This is a genomic window from Pseudomonas sp. B111 (assembly GCF_026428275.1).
In the GTDB taxonomy this organism is placed as follows: Bacteria; Pseudomonadota; Gammaproteobacteria; order Pseudomonadales; family Pseudomonadaceae; genus Pseudomonas; species Pseudomonas aeruginosa.
The window spans coordinates 6,367,158-6,386,205 of record NZ_CP097857.1 but is presented as its reverse complement, the minus strand read 5'-3'; the positions used below and the strand labels follow the sequence as shown (position 1 = coordinate 6,386,205).

The 19,048-nt window shown below is 65.5% G+C and carries 15 protein-coding genes; 6 read left to right on the top strand and 9 right to left on the bottom strand.

The window, feature by feature from the left end; all coding sequences use genetic code 11:
• Positions 1–21: 21 nt before the first annotated feature.
• The 6 genes from M6E97_RS29610 to psdR form a co-directional block, all read right to left on the bottom strand.
• Positions 22–933 carry an ABC transporter permease subunit gene (locus tag M6E97_RS29610; protein WP_003105451.1) on the bottom strand — a complete coding sequence of 304 codons (912 nt, stop codon included), beginning with the start codon at positions 931–933 and terminating at the stop codon, positions 22–24.
• Between the two features lie 11 nt (positions 934–944).
• Positions 945–1,955: an ABC transporter permease subunit gene (locus M6E97_RS29605; RefSeq protein WP_003105448.1), complete on the bottom strand. Its 1,011-nt coding sequence runs from the start codon at positions 1,953–1,955 to the stop codon at positions 945–947.
• Positions 1,956–2,022: 67 nt separating this feature from the next.
• Positions 2,023–3,618 (bottom strand): ABC transporter substrate-binding protein, encoded by a 1,596-nt coding sequence (locus M6E97_RS29600; protein ID WP_019486063.1) that lies wholly within the window; start codon positions 3,616–3,618, stop codon positions 2,023–2,025.
• Between the two features lie 49 nt (positions 3,619–3,667).
• Positions 3,668–5,122 carry an OprD family outer membrane porin gene (locus M6E97_RS29595; protein WP_079385779.1) on the bottom strand — a complete coding sequence of 485 codons (1,455 nt, stop codon included), beginning with the start codon at positions 5,120–5,122 and terminating at the stop codon, positions 3,668–3,670.
• Positions 5,123–5,346: 224 nt separating this feature from the next.
• Positions 5,347–6,948: an ABC transporter substrate-binding protein gene (locus M6E97_RS29590; RefSeq protein ID WP_033938755.1), complete on the bottom strand. Its 1,602-nt coding sequence runs from the start codon at positions 6,946–6,948 to the stop codon at positions 5,347–5,349.
• A gap of 265 nt (positions 6,949–7,213) precedes the next feature.
• Positions 7,214–7,777, bottom strand: a complete 564-nt coding sequence (psdR, locus tag M6E97_RS29585; protein WP_003094433.1) for a transcriptional regulator PsdR — start codon at positions 7,775–7,777, stop codon at positions 7,214–7,216.
• Positions 7,778–7,945: 168 nt separating this feature from the next.
• Between psdR and mdpA the strand changes: the two genes are divergently transcribed.
• Positions 7,946–9,163 carry a metallopeptidase MdpA gene (mdpA, locus tag M6E97_RS29580; protein WP_003094429.1) on the top strand — a complete coding sequence of 406 codons (1,218 nt, stop codon included), beginning with the start codon at positions 7,946–7,948 and terminating at the stop codon, positions 9,161–9,163.
• A 67-nt stretch (positions 9,164–9,230) separates the two neighbouring features.
• Here the strand turns inward: mdpA and M6E97_RS29575 are convergent, their stop codons facing one another.
• The 3 genes from M6E97_RS29575 to M6E97_RS29565 all read right to left on the bottom strand — a co-directional run bounded on the left by M6E97_RS29575 (position 9,231) and on the right by M6E97_RS29565 (position 13,499).
• Positions 9,231–10,829 carry an ABC transporter substrate-binding protein gene (locus M6E97_RS29575; RefSeq protein ID WP_033938753.1) on the bottom strand — a complete coding sequence of 533 codons (1,599 nt, stop codon included), beginning with the start codon at positions 10,827–10,829 and terminating at the stop codon, positions 9,231–9,233.
• 93 nt (positions 10,830–10,922) lie between these two features.
• Positions 10,923–12,536, bottom strand: coding sequence for an ABC transporter substrate-binding protein (locus M6E97_RS29570; RefSeq protein WP_009315914.1), 1,614 nt, complete (start codon positions 12,534–12,536; stop codon positions 10,923–10,925).
• A gap of 252 nt (positions 12,537–12,788) precedes the next feature.
• Positions 12,789–13,499 carry an SIMPL domain-containing protein gene (locus M6E97_RS29565; RefSeq protein WP_003094423.1) on the bottom strand — a complete coding sequence of 237 codons (711 nt, stop codon included), beginning with the start codon at positions 13,497–13,499 and terminating at the stop codon, positions 12,789–12,791.
• Between the two features lie 276 nt (positions 13,500–13,775).
• Here M6E97_RS29565 and M6E97_RS29560 point away from each other — a divergent pair, with 276 nt between their 5' ends.
• The 5 genes from M6E97_RS29560 to M6E97_RS29540 all read left to right on the top strand — a co-directional run bounded on the left by M6E97_RS29560 (position 13,776) and on the right by M6E97_RS29540 (position 19,045).
• Positions 13,776–15,044, top strand: a complete 1,269-nt coding sequence (locus tag M6E97_RS29560; RefSeq protein WP_003094421.1) for an ATP-binding protein — start codon at positions 13,776–13,778, stop codon at positions 15,042–15,044.
• 25 nt (positions 15,045–15,069) lie between these two features.
• A complete protein-coding gene (locus M6E97_RS29555) occupies positions 15,070–15,630 on the top strand; it encodes a response regulator transcription factor (protein ID WP_003094419.1) in 561 nt (186 codons plus the stop codon).
• 162 nt (positions 15,631–15,792) lie between these two features.
• A complete protein-coding gene (locus M6E97_RS29550; RefSeq protein WP_003094417.1) occupies positions 15,793–16,602 on the top strand; it encodes a YfaP family protein in 810 nt (269 codons plus the stop codon).
• Positions 16,603–16,640: 38 nt separating this feature from the next.
• Positions 16,641–18,410, top strand: a complete 1,770-nt coding sequence (locus M6E97_RS29545; protein WP_033938751.1) for a DUF2138 domain-containing protein — start codon at positions 16,641–16,643, stop codon at positions 18,408–18,410.
• Entirely contained in the window at positions 18,407–19,045 is a 639-nt protein-coding gene (locus M6E97_RS29540; protein WP_003141328.1) for a DUF1175 domain-containing protein, read from the top strand. Before M6E97_RS29545 ends, M6E97_RS29540 begins: the two co-directional genes overlap by 4 nt.
• Positions 19,046–19,048: the final 3 nt, after the last annotated feature.

The following is a 19,048-nucleotide window of genomic DNA, read 5'->3' as shown; positions in this document are numbered from 1 at the left end:
CGCTGTTCATGGTTGTGCTCCTCATGCCGCGTTCTTCAGTTTCGGATCGAGGGCGTCGCGCAGGCCGTCGCCCATCAGGTTGATCGCCAGTACGCTGAGCAAGATGGTCAGGCCGGGCAGGCTGACCACCCACCAGGCGCGCTCGATGTAGTCGCGGGCGGAGGCGAGCATGGTGCCCCACTCGGGGGTCGGCGGTTGCACGCCGAGGCCGAGGAAGCCGAGGGCGGCGGCGTCGAGGATCGCCGAAGAGAAGCTCAGGGTGGCCTGGACGATCAGCGGCGCCATGCAGTTCGGCAGCACGCAGACGAACATCAGTCGCAGGGTGCCGGCGCCGGCCAGGCGCGAGGCGGTGACGTAGTCGCGGTTTAGCTCGGTCATCACCGCGGCGCGGGTCAGGCGTACGTAGGCCGGCAGCGAGACGATGGCGATAGCGATCACGGTGTTGATCAGGCCCGGGCCGAGGATCGCCACGATGGCCACCGCCAGCAGCAGCGACGGCAGCGCCAGCATGATGTCCATCAGGCGCATGATCAGCGGCCCGGCACGGTTCGGCGAGAAGCCGGCGAGCAGGCCGAGGAGGATGCCGGGGATCAGCGAGATCACCACCGAGGACAGGCCGATCAGCAGCGACAGGCGGGCGCCGTGGATCAGCCGCGAGAGCAGGTCGCGGCCCAGCTCGTCGGTGCCGAGCAGGAAGCGCGCCTGGCCGCCTTCCAGCCAGGATGGCGGGGTCAGCAGGAAGTCGCGGAACTGCTCGCTCGGATCGTAGGGGGCGACCCAGGGGGCGAACAGCGCGCAGAACACGATCAGCAGCATGAACAGCAGGCCGCCGAGGGCGCCCTTGTTGTGCGCGAAGGCCTGCCAGAATTCCTTCAGCGGGGACGGGTAGACCAGGCTCGGGTCGCTGGCGGGAGCGTTGTGCATGGCGTTCATCGGCTGGCTCCTCAGCGTTGGTGGCGAATGCGCGGGTTGGCCAGGCCGTAGAGGATGTCCACGACGAAATTGACCAGGATGACCAGGGTGGCGACCAGCAGGATGCCGTTCTGCACCACCGGGTAGTCGCGACGGCTGATGGCGTCGATCAGCCACTTGCCGATGCCCGGCCAGGAGAAGATGGTTTCGGTCAGCACCGCGCCGGCGAGCAGCGTGCCGACCTGCAGGCCGAATACCGTCAGCACCGGAATCAGCGCGTTGCGCAGGGCGTGCACGAAGACCACCCGGGCCGGCGACAGGCCCTTGGCGCGGGCGGTGCGCACATAGTCTTCGCGCAGCACCTCGAGCATCGCCGAGCGGGTCATGCGGGCGATCACCGCCAGCGGGATGGTGCCCAGCACGATGGCCGGCAGGATCAGGTGGCGCACGGCATCGAGGAACGAGCCCTGTTCGTCGGAAAGCAGGGTGTCGATCAGCATGAAGCCGGTCTTCGGCTCGATGTCGTAGAGCAGGTCGAGACGGCCGGACACCGGCGTCCAGCCCAGCGACACGGAGAACAGCATGATCAGGATCAGGCCCCACCAGAAGATCGGCATCGAATAGCCGGCGAGGGACACCGTCATCACCCCGTGGTCGAACAGCGAACCGCGTTTCAGGGCGGCGATCACCCCGGCCAGCAGGCCGAAGGTACCGGCGAAGAGCATGGCGGCCAGGGACAGTTCCAGGGTCGCCGGGAACAGGGTGAGGAATTCGTGCCAGACGCCTTCGCGGGTGGTCAGCGACTCGCCGAGATTGCCCTGTGCCAGGTTGCCCACGTAGTCCAGGTACTGCTGGTACAAGGGCTTGTCCAGGCCCAGGCGGTGCAGGGCCTCGGCATGCATCTGCGGATCGACGCGACGTTCGCCCATCATCACTTCCACCGGGTCGCCGGGAATCAGGCGGATCAGCGCGAAGGTGAGCAGCGTCACGCCGAAGAAGGTGGGGATCAGCAACCCCAATCGTCGTGCAATGAAACTAAGCATGTTGGCGGGTAACTCCTCATCGCGGACCGTGCGCCCCGCTGGCGGCAGGGCTGTGGTCCTTGTTCTTCTAGGGCTTCACCGAGGTGGTGGCGAAGTTGTTGTTGCTCAACGGATTGATCACGTAGCCCTGCACCGTGTTCCGCCGGACGTTGAACAGCTTCGGGTAGGCCAGCGGTATCCATGGGGCCTGTTCGTGGAATACCACCTGGGCCTGCTCGTACAGTTTCGCCCGCTCGGCCGGATCGCTCACCTCGCGGGCCTTGCGCATCAGCGCCTCGAAGTCCTTGTCGCACCAGCGCGCCTGGTTTTCACCCGACTCGGCGGCGGCGCAGCTCAGGTTCGGGCTGAGGAAGTTGTCCGGGTCGCCGTTGTCGCCGGCCCAGCCAAGCAGCGACAGGTCGTGCTCGCCGGCCTTCGAACGCTTGAGCAGCTCGCCCCATTCCAGGGAACGGATGGTCAGTTGGATGCCGGCCTTGGCCAGGTCTGCTTGCAGCATCTGTGCCGCCAGGGCGGGGTTGGGGATGGTAGGCGAGGTGCCGTTGCGAATGAACAGGGTGATCCTGAGATTTTCCGCACCGGCTTCCTTGAGCAGCGCCCTGGCGCGTTCGGGATCGTGCGGCCAGTCCTGGATCGAATGGTTGTAGCCGAGCAGGGTCGGGGGATAGGGACCGACCGCCGGACTGGCCGCGCCGGGGCCGAACACCGCGTCGAGCATGGCCTTCTTGTCCAGAGCGAGGTTGATCGCCTGGCGCACGCGCGGGTCGTCGAGCGGCTTGTGCTGGGTGTTGATGGCAATGTAGGTGGTCAGCAGGGCATCGATCTCGTCCACCGCCAGGTTCGGGTCCTGCTTCAGGCGCGGCACGTCCTCCGGTTTCGGGTACAGCGAGACCTGGCACTCGCCGGCACGGACCTTCTGCATGCGCACGTTGGGATCGAGGGTAATGGCGAACACCAGGTTGTCGATCGGCGGCTTGCCGGCGTAGTAGTCCGGGTTCGCCGTGTAGCGGACCTGGGCGTCCTTGGCGTAGCGCTTGAAGACGAACGGCCCGGTGCCGATCGGCTGGTTGTTCAGCTGGCCCAGCTTGCCGGCGGCGAGCAACTGGTCGCCGTACTCGGCGGAATAGATGGACGCGAAGGGCATCGCCATATCGCGCAGGAACGGCGCTTCGGGACGGTTGAGGACGAAGCGCACGGTGAGCTCGTCGACCTTTTCCACCGACTTGATCAGCTCGCCCATGCCCATCGCGTCGAAGTAGGCGTAGCCGCGCAGCGCCGAGGCATGCCAGGGATGCTTCGGATCGAGGGCGCGCTGGACGGTCCACAGCACATCATCGGCATTCAGGCTCCGGGTCGGCTTGAAGTAGTCGGTGGTATGGAATTTCACGCCGGGGCGCAGGTGGAAGGTATAGCTCAGTCCGTCGGCGCTGACGTCCCAGCGCTCGGCCAGCCCCGGGATCACCTCGGTGGTGCCGGGGCGGAAGGCGAGCAGGCGGTTGAACACGGTTTCCGCGGAGGCGTCGGCGGTCACCGCGCCGGTGTACTGGACGATGTCGAAGCCTTCCGGGCTGGCCTCGGTGCAGACCACCAGGTTCTTCGCCTCGGCCGCGCCGGCGGCGCATAGCGCCAGGGCCAGGGGCAGGTGTCGGAGCAACGGATGGAGCATGGGGTCCTCCTCGTGGGCCCCGTCGCCGGGGCCGCCGGTTGTCGCAGGTTTACAGCAGGTTGAAGGGGAAGGTGCTGACCAGGCGCAGTTCGTTGACGCTGCCGTCGACCTGGTTCTGGCTGGCCTTGTGCATCATGTAGGTGAGCTTGAAGGTGCTGTCCTTGATCGGCCCGTTCTGCACCTTGTAGGCCGCCATCAGGCCCAGCTCGTGGTGCTTCTCGCCGTCCTGGGCGCGCACCTCGGCGTAGTTGCCGTAGGCACCGTTGCGATCGCCGTCGTAGTGGGTGCCGTCGATGTCCCAGCCCTTCACGTACCACACGCCGGTGCTCAGGCCGGGGACCCCGTAGTAGCTCCAGTCGGTCTCGTAGCGGATCTGCGCGGACTTCTCGTTGGGGCTGTTGTAGTCGGCCAGCATCGAGTTGGCCAGGAAGATCGCCGAGGTCTCGTGCACGTAGTCGAAGTATTCGTTGCCGTCGACCTGCTGGTAGGCCAGGGTCAGGGCGTGGGCGCGATGGCCGAGGGTGAAGGCCAGGCTCCAGGTGTCGTTGTCGATGTAGCCGGCCTCGCGCGCGCCGGTGTCGCCGGTGTGGTAGCCGTTGAAGGCGGTGCGCAGGGCGATGCCGTTCTCGAGGTCGCCGATGTCGTGGGTCACGCCCAGGTAGTACTGGTTCCAGACGTCCTGGAAATGCGAGCCATAGAGGGAGATCTCCAGCCCGTCGAGCGGCTTGTAGTTGCCGCCCAGGTAGTTCAGGCGGTCGCCCTTGACCTGGCGGGTGCCGTACTCGGTGGTCATGTCCTCGTCGCCGGAACCGGTTCGCGGGCTGACCTTGCGGAAGCTGCCGGCCTGCAGGCTGAGGTTGTCCAGCTCCTCGCTGGTCACAGCGAAGCCGGTGAAGCTGGAGGGCAGGGCACGGTTGTCGATATAGCTGAACACCGGAGTGTTGACCAGGAAGCGACCGGCCTTGAACTCGGTGTTCGAGGCGCGCAGGCGGATATTGGCGACGCCCAGCTTGGACCATTCGCCGAGCGCCTCGCCATCGCTGTTCGCCAGGGTCCGGTTGCCGCCGCCGCCGATGCGGCCCTTGCCGCGCTCCAGGGCGATCTCGTTGAAGGCTGCGACGTCGAAGCCGAAGCCGATGCTGCCCTGGGTGTAGCCCGAGCTGTACTTGAGCACCGTGCCCTGGACCCAGGCGTTGCGCTGGTGGATGCGCTGGGAGCCGCCGCCGGCCTTGGGAATGCGGAAGGTGAAGCTGTCCTTCATGTTTTCCCGCGAGTAGAAGTTGCGGGTGGTCAGGGTCAGGCTCTGCCCCTCGAACAGTCCGCTGGCGCCGGCCTGGCCCTTGATCGGTTTCTCCACGCTGGGGATGCTCTGCACCTGGGCGGCGTAGCTGGGATTGTCCGGGGTCGGCGGGGTTTCCTGCTCGTCCGCCGCCCAGCCTGGCGCGGCCGATGCCATCAAGGCCAGTCCCAGCGTCGCGCCGGTCACTCGTTGGTATCTCATCACCTGATTGCTCCCTTTATTGTTGTCATGGCACCTGTTTTACCCACCAGGTTTGCGCCGGTTTCGCCCGCGCCTGGGCGCGGCGGTCGAATACGGCGAGGCGAGCGCTCCTGGCGGAACGCGCGCAGCGCCGTTCTGGAACACGGGCAGGAAAAGCAAAGAAATGAAGTACGGGTCGTGCCGTTCTTCTGCGCCCCGGTCGTTTCACGACCGGGGCGGCGTCGGCATCAGGGCTGGTTGGTTACGCCATAGAAGGCGTTCCGCGAGAAGGGGCTGATCTTGAAGTCATGCACCGACTTGTTCATCGGCTGGTACACGGTGGAGTGGGCGATCGGGGTGATCGGCACCTGCTCCTTGAGGATGTGTTGGGCCTGCTTGTACAGCTCGCTGCGCTTGTCCTGGTCGGAGACCCGCTTGGCAGCCTTGACCAGCTTGTCGTAGGCCGCGTCGCACCATTTCGATACGTTGTTGCCGTTGATCGAGTCGCAGCCGTAGAGGGTCGCCAGCCAGTTGTCCGGATCGCCGTTGTCGCCGGTCCAGCCGAACAGCATGGCGTCATGTTCGCCGGCATGGGCGCGCTTGATGTACTCGCCCCACTCGTAGCTGACGATCCTGGCCTTGATGCCGATCTTCGCCCAGTCGGCCTGGATCATCTCCGCCATCAGCTTGGCGTTGGGGTTGTAGGGACGCTGCACCGGCATCGCCCACAGGGTGATCTCGGTGCCCTCGGCGACGCCGGCCTTCCTCAGCAGCTCCCGGGCCTTGGCCGGATCGAACGGGGCGTCCTTGATGGTTTCGTCATAGGACCACTGGGTCGGCGGCATGCCGTTCACCGCCAGTTGCCCGGCACCCTGGTAGACAGCGTCGATGATGGCCTGCTTGTTCACCGCCATGTCCAGCGCCTGGCGTACTTCGAGCTGGTCGAACGGCTTGTGGGTAACGTTGTAGGCGATGTAGCCGAGGTTGAAGCCTGGCTGCGAGGGCACCTTCAGGTTCGCCGCTTCCTGCAGGGCCTTGAGATCGGCGGGGCGTGGGTTGAGGGTGATCTGGCACTCGCCGGCCTTGAGCTTCTGCGCGCGCACCGCGGCGTCGGTGTTGATCGAGAAGATCAGGTTGTCGATCTTCACGTCTTCGGGTTTCCAGTAGTCCTTGTTGCCCTTGAAGCGGATCTGCGCATCCTTCTGGTAGCGGCTCAGGATGAAAGGCCCGGTGCCGATCGGCTTCTGGTTGATCTGCTGTGGCTTGCCGGCCTTGAGCAACTGCCCGGCGTACTCGGCGGACTGGATCGAGGCGACGTCCATCGCCAGGTTCTGGATGAAGGCGGCGTCGACCTCGTTGAGGGTGAACTTCACCCTGTGCTCGTCGAGCTTCTCGACCCTGGCGATGTTCTTGTCCAGGCCCATGTCGGTGAAGTAGGGAAACTCGGTGGGGTAGGCCTTGCGGAACGGATGATTCTTGTCGAGCATGCGTTCGAAGGTGAACAGCACGTCGTCGGCATTGAATTCGCGGGTCGGCTTGAAGTAGTCGGTGCTGTGGAACTTCACACCCTTGCGCAGGTGGAAGGTGTAGGTCTTGCCGTCGTCGCCGATGTCCCAGCTTTCCGCCAGGGCCGGGATCGCCCGGGTGCCGCCGCGCTCGAACTGGACGAGGCGGTTGAACAGGGTGACCGAGGTCGCGTCGTAGTCGGTGCCGGTGGTGTACTGGGCGGGATCGAAGCCGGCCGGGCTGCCCTCCGAGCAGAACACCAGGTTGCTGGCGGCGTGGGAGAACGGGGAGCCGAGGATCAGACCGGCTGCCAGCCAGGCCCGAAGGGGAAGGATCTTACGCATGCAAACCTCATTTTTTCTTTTTCTAAGGGCATCGTCTGAGGATCGGCCTTATGGGCCATGGCAACTCTCGCCTTTCCATGGATGGCGGGTGACAGCCATGGACCCTGTGCGGCGACAGCGATCGTCCGTTTGTTGTTGGTCGACGATTCGCTGATGCCGAAATTAAGTCATGCTGAAATTGTGGTCAACGAAAATTAAGCACGACTAACATTTCTCTTGCGAAAACGTTTGCCTGACAGGATGGGAAGGTGCACTGCGGACTGGCTCAGGGCGTCGGATGGTCGTCGAACAGGCCCATGGTGGTGATGGTCAGGACTTCCGCCACATCGCTGCCGACGTTGGCCAGGCAATGGGTCTTGGTCGCGTCGAAGTGCACCGAGTCGCCGGCGCCGAGGGGGTACTGGCGCCCCTCGATGGTGTAGACGATCTGCCCGGACAGGACGTAGGAGAACTCGGCGCCCTCATGGGAGATCAGCTCCGACTGGTAGCCCACCGGCATGTTCATCTTGACCGCATTGATCAGGTTGCCGGGGAAGGAGCTGGACAGGCGTTCGTAGGCCAGCGGCTGGCCCTCGATGGTGTAGCGTACCCGCTCGCCTTCGTGGGAGTCGGGCTGGGGTTGTGCCGGTTGGTCGAACAGGGCATTGAGCGGGATATTCAGCGACTTGGCGATGTTGGCCAGGGAAGAGATCGATACACCGGTGAGGTTGCGCTCCGCCTGGGAGAGGAAGCTCGCGGTGAGACCGGATTCGCTGGCGACTTGGTGCAGGGTCTTCTTGGCGGCGCGGCGATAGCGGCGCAGGCGTTCGCCGATGCGGTCTACGGTCATTGGGGAGACTCTTGTTGAAAGGCGCAGTATACCCAGCGCGGGGCGTCAATAAAGTCTGACAGATGAACTACCCGAACCCCTATTTTTTAAGTGTGACTGAAAATTTGTTTTGACCTGAATTTAAGCTCGACTTAAATTTCAGCCCGGTCCAGACGAGGAGAACAACAAATGACCGTGGGTGTTGGCGGGAGTACCCCTGCGCAGGCGCTGGAGCGTCTGCGGAACATGATGGACGGCGCGCAGCCGATCGGCCTGGCGTCTTACCGTGCGCGAATCGCCGCGGCCCAGGCGTGGATGGGCGAGCATGGCATCGCCGCGGCGTACCTGCATGCAGGCAGCAACCTGCGTTACTTTAGCGGCGTGCAATGGCACCCCAGTGAACGCCTGGTGGGTGCGCTGCTGCCCGCCGAGGGCGCTCTCGAATACCTTGCGCCGGCCTTCGAGGAAGGTACGGTGCGCGACTTCCAGGTGGTCGATGGCGCCATCCACACCTGGGAGGAACACCAGGATCCCTATCGCCTGCTGCTCGATCGCCTGGAGGCGCTCGGCGTGGGTGAGCGCAGCACGGTCGCACTGTGTCCGAGCCTGCCGTTCGGCATGTTCGAGCGCTTGCGCCAACTGGCGCCGGGCAGGAACTTCGTCAGCGCCGCGCCGCTGATCGACCAGGGACGGATGCGCAAGTCGGCCGAGGAGCTGGCGCTGATGCAGCGGGCCAAGGACATGACCCTGGAAGTGCAGAAGGCCGCGGCGAGCATTCTCCGTGAAGGCATCAGCACCACCGAAGTCGCCGAGTTCATCCACCAGGCGCACCGCAAGGTGGGCGCGCCCGGTTCGACCTTCTGCATCGTCCTGTTCGGTGCCGCCAGTGCCTTCCCGCATGGGGTGAAGCATGCGCAGGTGCTGAAGGATGGCGACATGGTGCTGATCGATACCGGCTGCCAGGTCCACGGCTACCAGTCGGATATCACCCGCAGCTATGTGTTCGGCACGCCCAGCGCACGCCAGCGCGAATTCTGGGGGATGGAGCGCGACGCCCAACTGGCGGCCTTCGAGGCCGCGCGTCTGGGCCAGCCCTGCGAGGCGGTGGACGCCGCTGCGCGGCGTTCGCTGGAGGCCAACGGCCTGGGGCCGGACTACCGCCTGCCTGGCCTGCCGCACCGCACCGGGCATGGCATCGGCATGGACGTCCACGAAGGCCCGTACCTGGTGCGTGGCGATCGCACGCCGCTGGATGTCGGCATGTGCTTCAGCAACGAACCGATGATCTGCGTGCCCGGCGAGTTCGGCATTCGCCTGGAGGATCACTTCTACATGACGGAGGAAGGTCCGCGCTGGTTCACCCAACCGAGCCCGTCCATCGACGATCCCTTCGGCCTCGGCGGCTGAGCCGGCCGAACGATAACGCCGCACGCGGCAAGGCAAGGGCCAGGGCTTCCCGCGTGCGGCGCAGCGATCAGTCCAGCTTCACCCGCGAAAAGTCCCGCGCCGACATCGGGCTCATGCGGTAGCCGCTGACGTTCTTGCGTTGCGCGTCGAACATCAACGGATGCGCCAGCGGCAACCAGGGCATCTGCTCGTGGAAGATCCGCTGCGCTTCCTTGTACAACGCTACCCGTTGGCTCTCGTCGTTGCTCATGCGCGCCTTGCGGATGGCTTCGTCGAAGCCCTTGTCGCACCAGCGCGCGCGATTTTCCCCGGACTCCACCGAGGCGCAGCCGAGGTTGTGGGTGAGGAAGTTGTCCGGGTCGCCGTTATCGCCGATCCAGCTGTAGAGCATCATGTCGTGTTCGCCGGCCTTGGTGCGCTTGACCATCTCGCCCCACTCGAACTGGCGGATGTTCACCCGGATGCCGATGGCGGCCAGGTCGGACTGGATCAGTTGCGCCACTCGCGCCGGGTTGCCGCCGGGGCCGCTGCCGGTGCTGATGTAGAGGTTCAGGGGTGTGTCCGGGGCGACGCCGGCTTCCTTCAGCAGAGCCTTGGCCCGTTCGGGGTCGTAGGGCCAGTCGCGGATGCTGTCGTCGTAGCCGAGCAGCATCGGCGGGTAGGGGCCGATGGCCGGGCGGGCCTGGTCGCCGAAGACGATCTTCAGGTAGGACGACTTGTTGAAGCCCATGGCGATCGCCCGGCGCACGCGCGGGTCGTCGAACGGTTCGTGCCGGGTGTTGATCGCGGCGTGTGAGGTGATCATCGCCGCTTCTTCCAGCACCGTCAGTTGCGGGTCCTGGCGCAACGCGGCGACGTCTTCCGGCTTGGGCGTCAGGGCGATCTGGCATTCGTTGCGGCGCAGGCGCTGCACGCGCACGTTGGGATCGAGGGTGATCGCCAGCACCAGGTGGTCGATGGCCGGCTTGCCCTTCCAGTAGTCGGGGTTGGCCGCGTAGCGCACCTGGGCATCCTTGCGGTAGCGGGTGAAGACGAACGGGCCGGTGCCGATCGGCTTGCTGTTGAGTTCGTCGCCCTTGCCCCTGGCGATCAGTTGGCCGGCATATTCGGCGGAGAGGATCGAGCCGAACGGCATGGCCAGGTCGGCGAGGAACGGCGCCTCCGGGTGCTTGAGGACGAAGCGCACCTGGTGCTCGTCGATCTTCTCGATGCGCTCGATGATGTCGCGCAGTTGCATGGCGTCGGCGTAGGGGTAGCCGCTGGGCGAAAGGTCGTGGGCGGGGTGCTGCGGATCGAGCATGCGCTGGAAGCTGAACAGCACGTCGTCGGCGTTGAATTCGCGGCTTGGCTTGAAGTACTCGGTGCTGTGGAATTTCACGCCCTGGCGCAGGCGGAAGGTGTAGACGAGGCCGTCAGCGGAGACGTCCCAGCTTTCCGCCAGGGCCGGGATCACCGTGGCGCTGCCCGGAGCGAACGCGGCCAGCGCGTTGTACAGCGGATGGGCTGAGGCGTCGAAGGTGTAGCCGGAGGTATAGCGGGCCGGATCGAACCCTTCCGGCGCCGCTTCGGTGCACACCGCCAGGGTCTTCGGCTGGGCCTGGATGGCGGCGCTGGCGGCGAAGGCGAGTAGCAGCAGGCTGTAGCGCAGGGCAGAGCGTGGTCGCATGGATGACTCCTCTGGAGCGGGACGGCCGGGTCGGCCGCCCTGGGGAGAGGCGCCGCCTCGCTCGTGGCGGGGCGGCGCGGCTGGCAGGCGAAGCTACTTGCCGACGCTGACCTCGTAGAACGAGTTCAGGCCGAACGGGCTGATCCTGAAGTCGTGTACCGTCTTGCGCATCGGCTGGTACACGGTGGAGTGGGCGATCGGGGTGATCGGCACCTGTTCCTTGAGGATGTGCTGGGCCTGCTTGTACAGCTCGGTGCGCTTGCCCTGGTCGGTGGTGCGCTTGGCATCCTTGACCAGCTTGTCGTAGCCGGCGTCGCACCATTTGGAGAAGTTGTTGCCGTCCACCGCGTCGCAGCCGTAGAGGGTGCCGAGCCAGTTGTCCGGGTCGCCGTTGTCGCCGCTCCAGCCGATCAGCATGGCGTCATGCTCGCCGCCCTTGGCGCGCTTGATGTATTCGCCCCATTCGTAGGTGACGATCTTCGCCTTGATACCGATCTTCGCCCAATCGTTCTGCAGCATTTCCGCCATCAGCTTGGCGTTGGGGTTGTAGGGGCGTTGTACCGGCATGGCCCACAGGGTGATCTCGGTGCCTTCGGCGACCCCGGCCTTCTTCAGCAGCTCCCTGGCCTTGGCCGGATCGTAGGGCGCGTCCTTGATGGTCTCGTCGTAGGACCACTGGGTCGGCGGCATGCCGTTGCTCGCCAACTGGCCGGCGCCCTGGTAGACGGCGTCGATGATGGCCTTCTTGTTCACCGCCATGTCCAGCGCCTGGCGTACTTCCAGCTTGTCGAACGGCTTGTGGGTGACGTTGTAGGCGATGTAGCCGAGGTTGAAGCCGGCCTGCGACGGCAGGTTCAGGTTCGGGTCCTTCTTCAGCGCGTCGAGGTCGGCGGGGCGTGGGTTGAGGGTGATCTGGCACTCGCCGGCCTTGAGCTTCTGCGCGCGCACCGAGGCGTCGGTGTTGATGGCGAAGATCAGGTTGTCGACCTTCACCTCGTCCGGCTTCCAGTAGTCCTTGTTGCCCTTGAAACGGATCTGCGCATCCTTCTGGTAGCGGCTGAATACGAACGGGCCGGTGCCGATCGGCTTCTGGTTGATGTCGCTGGCCTTGCCCTGCTTGAGCAGTTGCGCGGCGTATTCGGCGGACTGGATCGATGGGAAGGGCATCGCCAGGTTCTGGATGAAGGCCGCGTCGACCTCGTTGAGGGTGAATTTCACCGTGTGCTCGTCGAGCTTCTCGATCCTGGCGATGTTCTTGTCCAGGCCCATGTCGGTGAAGTAGGGAAACTCGGTGGGGTAGGCCTTGCGGAACGGATGATCCTTGTCGAGCATGCGTTCGAAGGTGAACAGCACGTCGTCGGCATTGAATTCGCGGGTCGGCTTGAAGTAGTCGGTGCTGTGGAACTTCACGCCCTTGCGCAGGTGGAAGGTATAGGTCTTGCCGTCGTCGCTGACGTCCCAGCTTTCCGCAAGGCCGGGAAGGACCTTGGTGCCGCCGCGCTCGAACTGGGTCAGGCGGTTGAAGACGGTTTCCGCCGCGGCGTCGAAATCGGTACCGGTGGTGTACTGGGCGGGGTCGAAGCCGGCCGGGCTGCCTTCCGAGCAGAAGATCAGGTTGCTGGCGAAGGCCTGGGGAACGGCGGCGACCAGCGCTGCGCCGAGCAGCGAGGGCATGATCGCGGAGCGGATGACGGCGTTTCTACGCATGGAGTGACCTCTGGTTATTTTGATTGTCTGCGAGGGACAGCCTCGTGAGCTGTCTTGCGCGAAGCTATGCAGGGCGTGTGCCGGCCGCAAGCGTCGAGGTCGCTTCAGTGTAGATGTTGTTATCCGATTGAAAGGGAATGTCGCATTTTCGAATTTGCGCAAACGCGACGCAGGCCGCGTTTGCTGCGCGAGAGACAGTGGAAACGCAAGAGGCAGCCCGGAGGCTGCCTCTTGTGGTGCGCGCCGACCGGATCAGGGCATCTGCACCTCGATCACACCGTCGGCGTTGACCGTGACCTGGCTGGTCCCGGCCTCGATCTCCGGCGCCTGGGCGCCACCGAAGCTGGCGTCGGCCTTCATCGCCGCCATCCGCATCACCGGGTACGGGCGCGGTGCGCCGGCGCTGTTCACGCTCAGGCTGACCAGCTTGTAGCCCTTGCCGCCGAGCGCCTCGGTGAGCAACTGGGCGCGCTCCTTGAACGCGTCCACGGCGCCTTTCATCAATTGGTCCTCGTTCTTCTTGCGGGTCGCATCGGCGATGCTGAAGTCCATGCCGCCCATCTTCAGCTTGCCCAGCAGGTCGGCGGAAAGCTGGCCGAGGGCGGCGAAGTCGGAGCTTTCCAGGCGCAGCTCGGCGCGCTCGCGCCAGCCAGTGATCTTCTGGCCCTTGTCGTCGTAGACCGGATAGCTGTTGCGACTGCCCAGGCTGATGGTCACGCCCTTGACCTTGCGCGCGTCGGCGACGGCGGCGTTGAGGACGCTGGTGGTTTCGGCGGCGAGCTTGGCCGGATCGCTGCCCTGGTTTTCGCTGTAGAGGGTGACCTGCATCAGGTCGTGGGCCACCTGCTGGCTGACTTCGGCGTGCAGCGAGACCTGGTTGTAGCGCGGCGCTTCCTCGGCGACGGCCGAGAGGCTGGCGGCGCAGAGGGTGACGGCGGCGGCCAGGCGGGAAATCGCAGACATTGGGCAACTCCTTGTACTAAGGCTGAATTCACACTGTAGAGCATCGTTCCGGCAGGCGCGGCAAACACGCCTATACGCCAGTCTTGGACCATGAGACGAAGGCTTTTCCCGGAACGGGTTAGGCGATTTCGGAAAAAACGTGAAATTTACTGATCTGAGCCCTGACAGCGCTCGGCGAAACAGGGCAGGATGGCGACCTGCGAGGTTTCTGAGTCACTTTGCCGCAGAGTTGCCGACAGCGTCTTGGCTATACTCGCGCTTATTCCGGAAGAAAACATGCGCGCACCGGTTTTCCTGCTCTCCGCCAGTCGCCAGAACCTTGGCCGTCTGCTCCTCATCCGTATTCTCGTGCTGGCCGCGCAGGCCGGCTCGGTGGGTTTCGCCTGGCTCTCCGACCTGTTGCCGCTGCCGTGGCTGGCGCTCGGCCTGACCCTTGGCCTGTCCGCCTGCCTGATTCTGTTCACCGCGCTGCGCCTGCGCGCGCCGTGGCCGGTGACCGACCAGGAGTACGCGGTACAACTGGCCTGCGACCTGATCATCCACAGCACCTTGCTGTATTACTCGGGCGGCTCGACCAACCCCTTCGTTTCCTATTACCTGGTACCGCTGACCATCGCCGCTGCGACCCTGCCCTGGATCTACTCCATGGTGCTCTCCGGCCTGGCCCTGACCGGCTACACCCTGCTGCTGATCTGGTACCACCCGCTGCACCTGCAGGCGGTTCAGCACGAGGCGATGCTGATCAACCTGCACCTGTTCGGCATGTGGCTGAACTTCGCCCTGTCGGCGGCCTTCATCACCTTCTTCGTGGTGAAGATGTCCGAGGCCCTGCGCTGGCAGGCGCACATGCAGGCCGAGCGGCGCGAGGAAAGCATGCGCGACCAGCAGTTGCTCGCGGTGGCCACCCAGGCGGCCGGTGCTGCGCACGAACTGGGTACGCCGCTGGCGACCATGAGCGTGCTGCTCAACGAGTTGCGCCAGGAGCGCCCGCAGGACCCGACCCTGCAGGAAGACCTGGCATTGCTCCAGGAACAGGTCAAGCAGTGCAAGCACACCCTCCAGCAACTGGTACGGGCGGCCGAGGCCGACCGTCGCCAGGCGATCGAAGAGCAAAGCGCCGCGGAATGGCTGGAATCGGTGCTGCGCCGCTGGCACCTGATGCGTCCGGAGGCCTCCTACCGCTACCAGTGCCTGGGCCTCGGCTCCGCGCCGCGCCTGACCCCGCCGACCGACCTCAGCCAGGCTCTGCTGAACCTGCTGAACAATGCGGCGGACGCCTGTCCCGACGACCTCGACATCCGCCTGGACTGGGACAGCAGCAGTATCTGCCTGAGTATCCGCGACCACGGCGTCGGGGTGCCCCTGGCGATCGCCGAACAGATCGGCAAACCGTTCTTCACCACCAAGGGCAAGGGCTTCGGCCTCGGCCTGTTTCTCAGTCAGGCCAGCGTGACCCGCGCTGGTGGAACGGTGAAGTTGTATAACCACGAAGATGGCGGCACTCTGACCGAACTGCGCTTGCCGCGCAGCTACGGAATGGCTTGAGTGATCCGTCTGAGAGGCCCTGCCTATGTCTGAAGAGCTGCTCTTCGAAGGGGAAGAACATCCCCACCTCCTGCTGGTGGACGACGATCCCACCTTTACCCGGGTCCTGGCCCGGGCCATGAGCCGTCGCGGCCTGCGGGTCAGCACCGCCGGCTCCGCCGAGGAAGGCCTGGCGCTGGCCCAGCAGGATACGCCGGACTACGCCGTGCTCGACCTGAAGATGGAAGGCGACTCCGGCCTGGTGCTGCTGCCGAAGCTGCTGGAGCTGCACGCGGACATGCGGGTGGTGATCCTCACCGGCTATTCCAGCATCGCCACCGCGGTGGAGGCGATCAAGCGCGGCGCCTGCAACTACCTGTGCAAGCCGGCGGATGCCGATGACGTGCTGGCCGCGCTGCTCTCCGAGCACGCCGACCTGGACACCCTGGTGCCGGAAAACCCGATGTCGGTGGATCGCCTGCAATGGGAGCACATCCAGCGCGTGCTCGCCGAGCACGAGGGCAACATCTCCGCCACCGCCCGTGCCCTGGGCATGCATCGACGGACCTTGCAGCGCAAGCTGCAGAAGCGGCCGGTACGGCGCTGAAGCGTAAATGACAACGGGGGCGCCGCATGGCGCCCCCTGTGCTTTCCGTTTTCCGTCGAATCGCGGTGGATTTCGCAGATTCCGCCGGTCGCCGGGGATATCCAGCGGACAGCGCAATCGTTAAGATGCAGCTTTCATGAATCGCACGACCAGGGATTGATCATGCGTATCTTCGGTTCGAGTGCCGGCTGCCTGTCGGTGCTGTTCGGACTGGCCTTCGGGCTGCCTGCACTAGCCGAGCCTTCGGTGGACCTGGATGGTCCGACGGCAGGCTGGCGCTATTCCGGCCTGCTCGAACAGCCCGATGCCCCGCGTGTCGCCTATCCGACTCCGCCCATCGATCGCGGCGGCCAGCGCGGCCGCAGCCTGATCGAAGGACACCTGCGCGAACTGGTCGGCACCGAGCGCGCCCAGCGCCTGGTGGTCAACGGCAATCCTCTCCCTCTCTATACCGACGGCGCCGGGCGCTTCGTCCGCCCCTATGCGTTCGGCCACGGCTCCAACGGCGTCCAGGTCGGCAGCGCCGACGGCAAGATCCTCAAGCGCGTACAGTTCTACGAGGCCAATCGCTCCCAACTGCCGCCGCGCGTGCGCGTGGTGCTGGGTTGGGACGATCCGAAGGCCGAGCTTGACCTGCATATCGTCACCCCCGATGGCCAGCACGCCTACTGGGCGCATCCGCGCCTGAGCAACAGCGGCGGCCTCGATCCGGACGGCGTCGACGGGCCCGGCCCGGAGATGTTCACCATGGGCGCGCCGCTGCACGGCACCTACCTGATCTACGTGAACTACTGGGGCAACCTCAACAACCAGGGCTACAACTTCCAGGCCGGCAGCAACGTACAGGACGTGATCACCGCGCAGGTCAACCTGGTGTTCAACGAAAACAGCGTCGACGAGAAGCACGAGACCTTTGTCGTGCCCCTGCGCACTATCGGCGACCTGGTGCTGGTCAAGACCTTTACCTACTGAAGCATCCCCTCGTACGGATGACACGGGATTAGCGAACCATGAGCGAGAACAACACCCCCAGCCCTGCCAACGGAACCCCTGCGCCCGCCGCTGCGCGCACCCGAAGCGCCCTGTGGCCGGTGCTGGGGATCGTCGCCGCGCTGGCCGCCGGCGGTGTGCTGGCCTGGCAGATGGGCTGGCTGGAGCGGCTCGGCGGAGGGCGCCCGGCCGAAGAGGACCTCGGCCAGCCGATCGGCGCCCAGGCACCCGCGGACGCCGACGCGCCGCGTGCCTACCGTGACCTGCGCAAGCCCGACGCGCTGATCGAGAGCGTGTCGCTGAGCCGCCTGCCGAAGGAAATCCTCGAGGTGCCGTTGCTGCGCGATACCCTGACCGAGGACTTCGTTTTCTATTACGAGAACAATGGCGACCGCCTTGGCCTGACCGGTACGTTGCGGCGGATCATCTACGAGCACGACCTGACCCTGAAGGACAGCCTGGTCGAGGAACTGCTCGACCAACCGGCCCAGGTCGCCCTCTGGCGCGGCGCCGACGGCCGCCTGCGCGACTTCGTGGTGGTGCTCAAGCGCGGCGGCCTGGCGCGAGTGCTCGAGCCGCTGGCCCATATCGCCACCGACGACCAGCAGTTGCGCAAGGTCGGCGAGCTGGCGGGAACCTCGGTCTATCGCCTGCGCTACGGCAACGACAAGGCGATGCTGTTCCTGTCCAAGGGCGACCGGCTGTTGTTGCTGTCGAACCCACGGATGCTCTTCGACGATGGTGGCGAAAGCGACGACAGCCCGCTGAACGCTCCGGCCAGCGAAGACCTGGAGGCACTGCTCGACGGCGACGAACTGTTCCCCGAGCGCTTCGGCCTGCCGGGCCGCGGCGAGCTGCGCCAGCGCATCACCCTCAATGCCAGCGTCCTGGCCATGGGCTACCAGCGCTTCATCCCGAGCTTCGCCGGGGTGCGCTTCGAGAAGGGCGAGCAGGGCTGGAGCAGCTACCTGGCGCTGAACGAGGTGGAACGCCAGCCGCCGCTGGACTTCGCCCCGGTCTGGCAGGCCATGCCGATGGGCGCCAGCGCCTGCGTGGCGCTGCCGGTCACCCCTGGCCTGTACGGGGTGATGCTGGAGCGTCTGGGGGCCGAGCAGAAGATGGCCCAGGCCTTCTCCGAGCATCTCAGCGGCGCTGCCGGTCTCTGCTGGTACGCCAGTTCGCGGCTGCATTCGCCGCTGCTGGTGGGCCAGTTGAGCGCGCCGGCCAGTGCCGAACTCGACGACGAGCTGGGCAAGCTGTTCGGCCGTGTGATCGGCGCGAAGGAAGCCAAGGTCGAGGGTGGCAGCTTCCCGGTGGAAGACCGGATGGATGGCCAGACCCGCCGCTGGACCCGCCAGGTCAGCTCGAACTTCGGCGCCTATCCGGCCAGCCAGGCGGACAACCCGGAGAGCATCAGCGGCCGCGCGTTCTTCCGCATCGGCATGGCGCGCCATGGCCAGACCCTGCTGTTCTCCCTCGACGACCAGTTGCTCGGCAAGGCCCTGGACACCCTCGACAAGCGCTATCCGCCGCTCGCCGAGGTGTTGCCGAAGGATGCGCTGGTACCGGCCTACCTGGCGCCGCAGCCGCTCTCCGAACTGCTGCAACGGGAAACCCTCGACAGCCTGCCGCAGGACATGGAGCCGGTATTCCGCAATGCCGCCGACACCTACCTGATGCCGCGCCTGAAAACCCTCGCCGGCAAGGGCAGCTACGCCCTTGGCCTGCCTGCCGGAAGCCAGGCCAACGCACCGTGGCAATGGCTGCCGCTGGAATGGCGGTCGCTGTGAGACGCCTGACTGCCTTCGGCCTGGCGCTGCTCCTGCTGGCCAGCGGCGTTGCCCGCGGCGAGCCCCCGGTAGCGCTCGACCCGCAGCAATCGCAGGTATTCCGCGCCTGGTTCGTGCGCATCGCCCAGGAACAGTTGCGCCAAGGGCCGAGTCCGCGCTGGCACCAGCAGGACTGCGCCGGCCTGGTGCGCTTCGCCGCCAACGAGGCGCTGAAAGTCCACGATGGCAAGTGGCTGCGCGCCAACGGCCTGTCCAACCGCTACCTGCCCCCGGAGCTGGCGCTCAGTCCCGAGCAACGGCGCCTGGCGCAGAACTGGCAGCAGGGTGGCGGCCAGGTCGGGCCCTACGTGAATGCGATCAAGCTGGTGCAGTTCAACAGTCGGCTGGTCGGCCGCGACCTCAACCAGGCGCGCCCCGGCGACCTGATGTTCTACGACCAGGGCGACGACCAGCACCTGATGATCTGGATGGGCCGCTCCATCGCCTATCACACCGGCAGCAGCACCCCGACCGATAACGGCATGCGCTCGGTCAGCCTGCAACAACTCATGACATGGAAGGACACCCGATGGATCCCCGACGAATCCAATCCCAACTTTATCGGCATCTATCGGCTGGCTTTCCTCTCTCAATGAATC

Excerpts from the sequence above, each read along its gene's own strand:
- M6E97_RS29545 (WP_033938751.1), top strand. The coding sequence starts at position 16,641 with ATGAGCGAGAACAACACCCCCAGCCCTGCCAACGGAACCCCTGCGCCC.
- M6E97_RS29600 (WP_019486063.1), bottom strand. The coding sequence starts at position 3,618 with ATGCTCCATCCGTTGCTCCGACACCTGCCCCTGGCCCTGGCGCTATGC.
- M6E97_RS29590 (WP_033938755.1), bottom strand. The coding sequence starts at position 6,948 with ATGCGTAAGATCCTTCCCCTTCGGGCCTGGCTGGCAGCCGGTCTGATC.
- M6E97_RS29550 (WP_003094417.1), top strand. The coding sequence starts at position 15,793 with ATGCGTATCTTCGGTTCGAGTGCCGGCTGCCTGTCGGTGCTGTTCGGA.
- M6E97_RS29575 (WP_033938753.1), bottom strand. The coding sequence starts at position 10,829 with ATGCGACCACGCTCTGCCCTGCGCTACAGCCTGCTGCTACTCGCCTTC.
- M6E97_RS29605 (WP_003105448.1), bottom strand. The coding sequence starts at position 1,955 with ATGCTTAGTTTCATTGCACGACGATTGGGGTTGCTGATCCCCACCTTC.
- M6E97_RS29565 (WP_003094423.1), bottom strand. The coding sequence starts at position 13,499 with ATGTCTGCGATTTCCCGCCTGGCCGCCGCCGTCACCCTCTGCGCCGCC.
- mdpA (WP_003094429.1), top strand. The coding sequence starts at position 7,946 with ATGACCGTGGGTGTTGGCGGGAGTACCCCTGCGCAGGCGCTGGAGCGT.
- M6E97_RS29570 (WP_009315914.1), bottom strand. The coding sequence starts at position 12,536 with ATGCGTAGAAACGCCGTCATCCGCTCCGCGATCATGCCCTCGCTGCTC.
- M6E97_RS29610 (WP_003105451.1), bottom strand. The coding sequence starts at position 933 with ATGAACGCCATGCACAACGCTCCCGCCAGCGACCCGAGCCTGGTCTAC.
- psdR (WP_003094433.1), bottom strand. The coding sequence starts at position 7,777 with ATGACCGTAGACCGCATCGGCGAACGCCTGCGCCGCTATCGCCGCGCC.
- M6E97_RS29560 (WP_003094421.1), top strand. The coding sequence starts at position 13,776 with ATGCGCGCACCGGTTTTCCTGCTCTCCGCCAGTCGCCAGAACCTTGGC.
- M6E97_RS29555 (WP_003094419.1), top strand. The coding sequence starts at position 15,070 with ATGTCTGAAGAGCTGCTCTTCGAAGGGGAAGAACATCCCCACCTCCTG.